5 protein-coding genes are annotated in these 7562 nt (G+C 69.5%); 2 read left to right on the top strand and 3 right to left on the bottom strand.

The window, feature by feature from the left end; all coding sequences use genetic code 11:
* Nucleotides 1–2370: choice-of-anchor D domain-containing protein (locus ACFXJ5_RS40960; RefSeq protein ID WP_384643582.1), on the top strand; the 2370-nt coding region annotated here is incomplete at its 5' end.
* 135 nt (nt 2371–2505) lie between these two features.
* Here the strand turns inward: ACFXJ5_RS40960 and ACFXJ5_RS40955 are convergent.
* From ACFXJ5_RS40955 to ACFXJ5_RS40945, 3 genes are all read right to left on the bottom strand, one after another.
* Complete coding sequence (locus ACFXJ5_RS40955) at nt 2506–3537, bottom strand: NAD-dependent epimerase/dehydratase family protein (protein ID WP_384643579.1); 1032 nt, start codon at nt 3535–3537, stop codon at nt 2506–2508.
* Between the two features lie 202 nt (nt 3538–3739).
* Nucleotides 3740–5638, bottom strand: coding sequence for an ABC transporter ATP-binding protein (locus ACFXJ5_RS40950; RefSeq protein WP_384643576.1), 1899 nt, complete (start codon nt 5636–5638; stop codon nt 3740–3742).
* A 161-nt stretch (nt 5639–5799) separates the two neighbouring features.
* Nucleotides 5800–6627, bottom strand: a complete 828-nt coding sequence (locus ACFXJ5_RS40945) for an alpha/beta fold hydrolase (RefSeq protein ID WP_384643585.1) — start codon at nt 6625–6627, stop codon at nt 5800–5802.
* Nucleotides 6628–6704: 77 nt separating this feature from the next.
* On the opposite strand from ACFXJ5_RS40945, the gene ACFXJ5_RS40940 reads away from it, so the two are divergent.
* A complete protein-coding gene (locus tag ACFXJ5_RS40940; protein ID WP_384643573.1) occupies nt 6705–7337 on the top strand; it encodes a sigma-70 family RNA polymerase sigma factor in 633 nt (210 codons plus the stop codon).
* Nucleotides 7338–7562: the final 225 nt, after the last annotated feature.

The following is a 7562-nucleotide window of genomic DNA, read 5'->3' as shown; positions in this document are numbered from 1 at the left end:
GCCAACGACACGATCTCCAACAACACCGTGTCACTGCAGATCCTCGCCAACGGCATCGCGATCTACGGCGGCCACGACAACACCGTCAGCGGCAACCGAGTGGTGGACTCCGGTATCAGCCAGGGCGGCGGCATCCACGTGGGGCAGCGCTTCTCCTCCACGCCGGTCGGCACCACCACGATTTCCGACAACACCATGGTCCGGGACGGCAGCCTCGACCCGAACTGGCAGTTCGGGGTGGGGGCGTTGTGGTTCGACGGCAGCCAGGGCGCGATCACCGGTCCGATCAACGTGACCAACGCGCTGATCCAGCAGAGCCCGTACGAAGCGGTCCAGTGGGTCGAGGGCACCATCAGCGGGGTCAATCTCAACAACGTGACCATCGCCGGCACCGGAACCTTCGCCCTGCAGGAACAGACCGGCGGCGCAGCCAAGTTCACCAACGTCACAGCCACCGGCGTCGGTGCGTCATCGCCGGTGTACAGCTGCGAGGGCGGGAACTTCGTGGTGACCGACGGCGGCGGCAACTCCGGCATCAGCGGGACGCCGACCTGCGGCCCGTGGCCGGCTCCGGTCTACCCGCCCTACCCGGCCGAAGGTGTGACCGCCACCCCGAGCGCCCTGAACTTCGGTTCTGTGGCGACCGGTTCGACGAGCGCCGCGCAGACCGTGACGGTCTCCAACCCGACCGGCTCCGCCGCGGCCGTCTCGTCGATCTCCACCAGCGGCGACTACGCCCAGACCAACACGTGCGGCTCGTCGATCGCGGCGAACGGCTCGTGCACCGTCAGCGTGAAGTTCGCGCCGACGGCAACCGGTAGCCGTACCGGAACCCTGACCGTCGACGCGGGCGGGACCACCAACACGGTCAGCCTCTCCGGTACCGGCACCGCGCCGGGCCCGGTTCTGAACACCGACCCGGCGAGCCTGTCCTTCGACAGTACGGTGGTCGGCTCGTCGGCCGCCGCGCAGAAGGTGACGGTGACGAACTCCGGCACCGCCTCGGCGACCGTCTCGAACGTCGCGGTGACCGGCGACTTCAGCCAGACCAACGACTGCTCCACCCTCGCGGTCGGTGCGTCCTGCTCGGTGAACGTCACCTTCAAGCCCACGGCGGGCGGATCGCGCACCGGCAACCTGACCGTCACCAGCAACGCCAACAACAGCCCGACCACCGTCTCCCTGGCCGGCAGCGGAATCGACAGCACCACCAACATCGCGGCCGGGCGGCCGGCGTCGGCGAGTTCGAGCACCAGCCCGTACGTCGCCTCGAACCTCACCGACCCGGACGCGTCGACGTACTGGGAGAGCGCGAACGGCTCGTTCCCGCAATGGGCCCAGGTCGACCTCGGCCAGAACTACAGCGTCGGCAAGGTCGTGCTCAAGCTCCCGCCGGCGACGGCGTGGTCGGCTCGCACGCAGACCCTGTCGATGCAGGGATCCACTGACGGCTCGAGCTTCTCGACGATCAAGGCCTCGGCCGGGTACACCTTCGACCCGAACGCCAACAACAACACGGTGACCATCACGTTCAGCGCCGCCACGGCGAGATACGTGCGGGTGAACATCACCGCCAACACGGGGTGGAGCGCCGGCCAGTTGTCGGACTTCCAGGTGTTCCCCAGCGGCGGCGGCTCCTCGGCGGCGACTCTGTCGACCAGCCCGACGTCGCTGACGTATCCCAGCCAGGCACTCAACACCACCAGCAGTGCGCAGACGGTCACGGTGACCAACACCGGTACCGCGACCGCGACAGTCTCCGGCATCACCACCACCGGGGACTTCTCGCAGACCAACACCTGCGGGACGTCGATCGCGGCGAATGCCTCCTGCACCGTGAGCGTCACGTTCAAGCCCACCGCGTCCGGAACCCGCGCCGGCGACCTCAGCATCGCCAGCAACGCGTCGAACGGTACGACCACGGTCGCGCTGACCGGCACCGGCGCCGGCACGGTGAGCAAGAACCTGGCGGCCGGTACGGCCACCACCGAGTCCAGCCACGCCGACGTGTACGCGTCGTCGAACGTGACGGACGGCAACCAGGGAACCTACTGGGAAAGCGCCAACAACGCCCTTCCCCAGTGGGTGCAGGTGGACCTCGGTTCCGCGCAGAGCGCCAGCCGTGTCGTCCTCCAGCTCCCCGCCACCTGGGGCGCCCGTAACCAGACGCTGTCCCTGTCGGGCAGCACCGACGGCAGCACCTTCACCACCATCAAGTCGTCGGCCACCTACACCTTCGACCCCACCACCAACAACTCGGTCACCATCACCTTCACCGCGACCACCCAGCGGTACTTCCGGGTGAACATCACGGCGAACACCGGCTGGCCGGCAGGTCAGGTCTCGGAGTTCCAGGTCTGGAACACCTGATCCGACCTGATGGTGCCGCCGAGCGCGCGTGCGCTCGGCGGCACCATCTCGATCCCAGAGGCCCGGCCCCGCGGAGCCCGTACCCTCTCTGCGTCGCGAACCGATCGGGGTTCACCGGGATGGCGACGTACCGTGTCAGGCCCCAGCCGACCGGGCGTCTGCCGCCGCGAGCAGGGCCTGCTCCCGCTCGGGCGTGATGCCCGCGGCCTCGCGGCCGGTGCGGAGTTCACCGAAAGCCTCGTCGAGACCGCCGGGGCCGAACAGCCAGCCGGCGGTGTCGTTGAGGGATTCCTCCAGGGGGCGGCAGTGCAGGCCTGCGGCGATGGCCTTGGCCGAGCTGGGCTTCCAGATCGCGGCTGTCTCCCCTTCCCCCGGGGCCCACAGCGGGAGCTCGGTCCAGACCGTGACCTCGTGCTGGGTCAGGATCTCGTCGCCCACCCACTCCAGTTCCGCCTTGCCGCCGGTCTCGGCGACGCAGGCGTCCAAGAACCTGCCCCAGGTCGCGTTCGCGGGTGTGCCGCTGACCAGATACATCCCGGCGTCCTGGGCCTCGATCCGGTCCAGGCCGAAGATCGCGATGTCGCGGGCGTCGATCAGCTGCATCTCCCGGTCGGGCGCGCCCGGAGCGAGCATCCGGCCGCCCTGAGCGGCACGGCGCAGCCACCAGGTGACGCGGCGCGCCAGGTCGTGCGGTCCGATGATCAGACCGGGTTCAAGAATCAGCGTGCGCCCCGGGAAGCCCTGCTCGACGGCCATCTCGCAGCCTGCCTTCAGCTTGCCGTAGTCGCCGTCATCCGGACCCGCGTCCGGGCTGCCCTGGTGACGGGACGAGCTTTCGTCCACGGGTTCCGCCGGCCAGCCGGGGCGGGCGCTGACGGAGGAGACATACAGATACGTCGACGCGGACTTGGCCAGGGCCTCAACCGAGGCCCCGACCACGCGGGGAACGTAGCCGCACACATCGACAATCGCGTCCCATGGCCCAGCCTCGGTGAGCCGCGCCAGGTCCTCGCGGAGCTCCCGGTCGCCGCGTACGACCTGAACGCCGTCCACGTCTGTCCGGGTCCTACCCCGGTTGAAGGTGGTCACCTCCCATCCGCGCCGCAGCGCCTCATGGGCGAACGCCCGTCCGAGGAACACCGATCCACCGATCACCAGAAGTCTCATGCGACTGAGCCTGCGCCCCGAATCCGATGTGCACACACGGGTACGCCGGAAGCGGACGAGTTGTGCCATCGGCGAACACCCCAGGCCGCAGCAGTGGCTGGCCTCGCGAAGGAGGGGGCGGGAACCTCCGCCAGTACCCGCTGAATCATCGGGTCCGGGGGAGTGGAGCCTGCCCGGGCCTGATTACCGGTGGTGCGGTGGGTCAGCGGGCGGCCTGGGTTTCCTCCGGCTTCTCCGCTTCCGGGCGTTCGAACTGGGTACGGTACAGCTCTTCGTATCGGCCTGCTGCGGCCAGCAGTTCGGTGTGGGTTCCGCGTTCGACGATCCTGCCCTCCTCGATGACCAGGATCAGGTCGGCGGCCCGCACGGTGGAGAGACGGTGGGCGATCACCACGGCGGTGCGGCCCTCCAGCGCCTCGCTCAGGGCCTCTTGAACGGCTGCCTCGGAGGTGGAGTCGAGATGGGCCGTCGCCTCGTCGAGGATGACGACCCGCTGGCCGGCCAGTAGCAGCCGGGCGATGGTCAGCCGTTGCCGCTCGCCGCCGGAGAGCCGGTATCCGCGTTCGCCCACGACGGTGTCGAGGCCGTCGGGCAGTGAGGCGACGAGCCCGTCGAGGCGGGACCGGCGCAGGGCGTCCCAGATGTCGTCCTCGGTGGCGTCGGGCCGGGCGAGGCGCAGGTTGGCGCGGACGGATTCATGGAAGAGGTGCCCGTCCTGGGTGACCATGCCGAGGGTCTCGCGGATCGAGTCGGCGGTCAGGTCGCGTACGTCGACGCCGTTGAGGCGTACGGAACCGGTGTCGGCGTCGTAGAGCCGGGGCAGGAGTTGCGCGATCGTGGACTTGCCCGCGCCGGAGGAGCCGACCAGGGCGACCATCCGTCCGGGTTCGGCGCGGAAGGAGACGCCGTGCAGGACCTCGGTGCCGCCACGGGTGTCGAGGGTCGCGACCTCTTCGAGGGAGGCGAGGGAGACCTTGTCGGCGGCGGGGTAGCCGAAGGAGACCTGGTCGAACTCCACGGACACCGGTCCGTCCGGCACCCGTCGGGCATCGGGCTTCTCGGCGATCAGCGGTTCCAGGTCCAGGATCTCGAAGACCCGCTCGAAGCTCACCAGGGCGCTCATCACCTCGACCCGGGCGCCGGCCAGCGCGGTCAGCGGGGCGTAGAGGCGGGTGAGCAGCAGGGCAAGGGCGACGACGGCCCCCGGGTCGAGGCTGCCGCGCAGTGCGTAGTAGCCGCCGAGTCCATAGACCAGGGCGAGCGCCAGGGCGGACACCAGGGTGAGGGCGGTGATGAAGGCGGACTGGGCCATGGCGGTACGGATGCCGATGTCGCGCACCCGGCGGGCGCGGGCGGCGAATTCGGCGGACTCGTCGTCGGGACGTCCGAAGAGCTTGACGAGGGTCGCCCCGGGGGCGGAGAAGCGTTCGGTCATCTGGGTACCCATGGCGGCGTTGTGGTCGGCGGCCTCGCGCTGCAGTTTCGCCATCCGGGAGCCTGTCCGGCGGGCGGGGACGACGAACATCGGCAGCAGGACGAGGGCGAGCAGGGTGATCTGCCAGGAGATGCTGAGCATCACCGCGAGGGTCAGCAGCAGGGTGACGAGGTTGGAGACGACCCCGGAGAGGGTGTTGCTGAAGGCCCGCTGGGCACCGATGACGTCGTTGTTGAGCCGGCTGACGAGTGCACCGGTCCGGGTGCGGGTGAAGAAGGCGACCGGCATCCGCTGGACGTGGTCGAAGACTGCCGTGCGGAGATCGAGGATCAGCCCCTCGCCAAGGGTGGCCGACAGCCGGCGGGAGAGCATGCCGAGTCCCGCCTCGACGACGGCGATGACGGCGATGAGCAGCGCGAGCCGGGTGACCGTGCCGGTCTCCCGGCCCTGGACTATCGCGTCGACGACGCGGCCGGCGAGCACCGGGGTGGCCACCGCGATCAGTGCGGTGACCACACTGAGCAGCAGAAAGCGGTACATCTGACGGCGGTGCGGCCGCGCGAAGGAGGCGATGCGGCCCAAAGTGGCGCGGGAAAGGGGTCTGCGGTCCTGTTGGGCGTTCATCGCGCTGTGCAGCGATGTCCACGCGGTGACTTCCATGTCCATGGGGGGTGCCTCCGGAAGCTGTTGGTTCGACGCTCGGCTCCCGTCGGCCGGTGCGGCCCGGGGTGCACACCGAACGCTAGAGCCTCAACCGAGCTTGAGGTCAATCGGTTCCTCCCCGTCCGCCCGGCGGCCCGTGGGACACGGCCCGGGAGCCCAGGTTCCTATCCCAGGAATGCCGCAGTGGTCGCCACGAACCGGTCGGCGTCGTCGAGCCAGGGGTAGTGGCCCGCTCCCGGCTGCACCACGAGCGTGGCATCGGGGAACAGTGCCGCGAACTCGGCCGCCGACTGAGGGGGGCTGTTCACGTCGAACTCTCCGGCGAGCAGCAGGACCGGTGCCTCGCAGCCGGCGATCGCCGCACGAGTTACCTCCGGGTCGAAGGCTCCCTCGGCTGCGAACAGAGCGACGGCTTCCTTGTTACTCGGCCGGCCGGCTGCATGGTGCTTCTGCGCCGCCTCGTCCCAACGGCCCCAGAAGAAGGGGGCGATGGCTTCCCAGTCACTGCCTCTGCCCTCGGCGATCGCCTCCAGGGCGGCGGACGCCGCCGGGAACCACGGCTCGTTCTTCCTGAGCTGCGCGAGTTCGCGTCGCATCTCCCCGGTGATCGCCATACCAACCGCTCGGGGACTGGGGCCGATCAGGGCGAGTCTGCTGACTTTCTCGGGGAACCGGGCCACGTATTGCGTCGCAATATTCGTGCCGGCGGAGTGGCCGAGCAGGTCCATCCGGGGGAGCCCGAGGTGTTCACGCAGCGCCTCGACGTCGTCGACCAGGCGATGGCAGCGGTAGGAGGAGACGTCTTCGGGAATCGCGGACCGGCCGGTGCCGCGAAGGTCCAGAGCGATCAGCCGGCGGTGCGCGGACAGGCCGCCGAGGTCGCCGAGGTAGAGGGAGTCCGTGGGACCTCCCGGGAGGCAGACGACCGGGTCGCCGTCTCCGATCACGCGGTAGGCGAGCTGGGTTCCGTCGGGTGCGGAGAAGGTGGGCATGACCTGGACTCTGTCAGTCATAACCCGGTTATACAACCTGGTTATGGTCGTCACGCTCGGCGGTGTATAACCGAGCCATGGCAGGCGAAGAGGACACGCATCGCAACCCCGAGGCGCTGACCGAGGAGCAGGCGCAGCGGATGCTCGCCGGCATGAACGAGGTCATCCGCGCGGGCGAGGAGATGCGGAAGCTACGCGCCGAAATGATCAAGCTGTTCGTCGGCTTCGGCTGGACCCAGGACAGAATCGCCCAGCTCACCGACATGAGTCAGCCCGCCGTGTCCAAGCAGGTGACGAAGTACAAGACGGGCGACCCGCTGCCCCCGACCAACCTCTCCCTCGACCAGCACGACGCGCCCTGGCTCGAAGGACGCCTGTGGGGACTCGCGGAAGAAATTTCCGAAACCCTCGACGACACAGCCCGCTGTACGCGCTACCTCCACGCCATCGCCAGGGGGAAGAAGCGCTTCACGCCCCAGAACGTCGACGAACTGCGGCGCCTCGTCGAAGAGGACCTGATGCTGAACCGGGCACAGATGCCCGGCAGCTACCGGGACGCGTACGACGAGATCAGCCGCGGTCTCGACATCCCCGCGAAGGTCACCACCACCGCGTCAGCCTCCGTGCGCCGCACCCTCGCTTACCAGATCCAGCGCGACCGGCTCAGGGACGACGCGACCGCGGCGAGCGGGGAGCCGGGGAGCGTGTGACCTTCCCGCGGATCCTCGCGGCTGTGGCAGGCACCCGTCCCGGCCTTGCGAGTGCAAGGCGGTGGTCGTCGCCTGCTCAGGCGCCGGCACCGGCCGCGCCACCACGCTGCGCCTAGCCGCAGAAGGCGCCCACGCCTTATGCGGGATATCCCCGTCGACAGGGCCGTTGCGGCTTTGGCGGGGCGTGCGGCGGGGCGACCGTCCGGCGGAGGGCCCGGCTGGCCC

The sequence above is a fragment of the Streptomyces sp. NPDC059373 genome (assembly GCF_042751495.1).
Lineage (GTDB): Bacteria > Actinomycetota > Actinomycetes > Streptomycetales > Streptomycetaceae > Actinacidiphila.
The sequence above is the reverse complement of the archived record's forward strand: the minus strand, read 5'-3'. Positions and strand labels throughout refer to the sequence as shown.

Excerpts from the sequence above, each read along its gene's own strand:
- ACFXJ5_RS40955 (WP_384643579.1), bottom strand. The coding sequence starts at position 3,537 with ATGAGACTTCTGGTGATCGGTGGATCGGTGTTCCTCGGACGGGCGTTC.
- ACFXJ5_RS40950 (WP_384643576.1), bottom strand. The coding sequence starts at position 5,638 with ATGGACATGGAAGTCACCGCGTGGACATCGCTGCACAGCGCGATGAAC.
- ACFXJ5_RS40945 (WP_384643585.1), bottom strand. The coding sequence starts at position 6,627 with ATGCCCACCTTCTCCGCACCCGACGGAACCCAGCTCGCCTACCGCGTG.
- ACFXJ5_RS40940 (WP_384643573.1), top strand. The coding sequence starts at position 6,705 with ATGGCAGGCGAAGAGGACACGCATCGCAACCCCGAGGCGCTGACCGAG.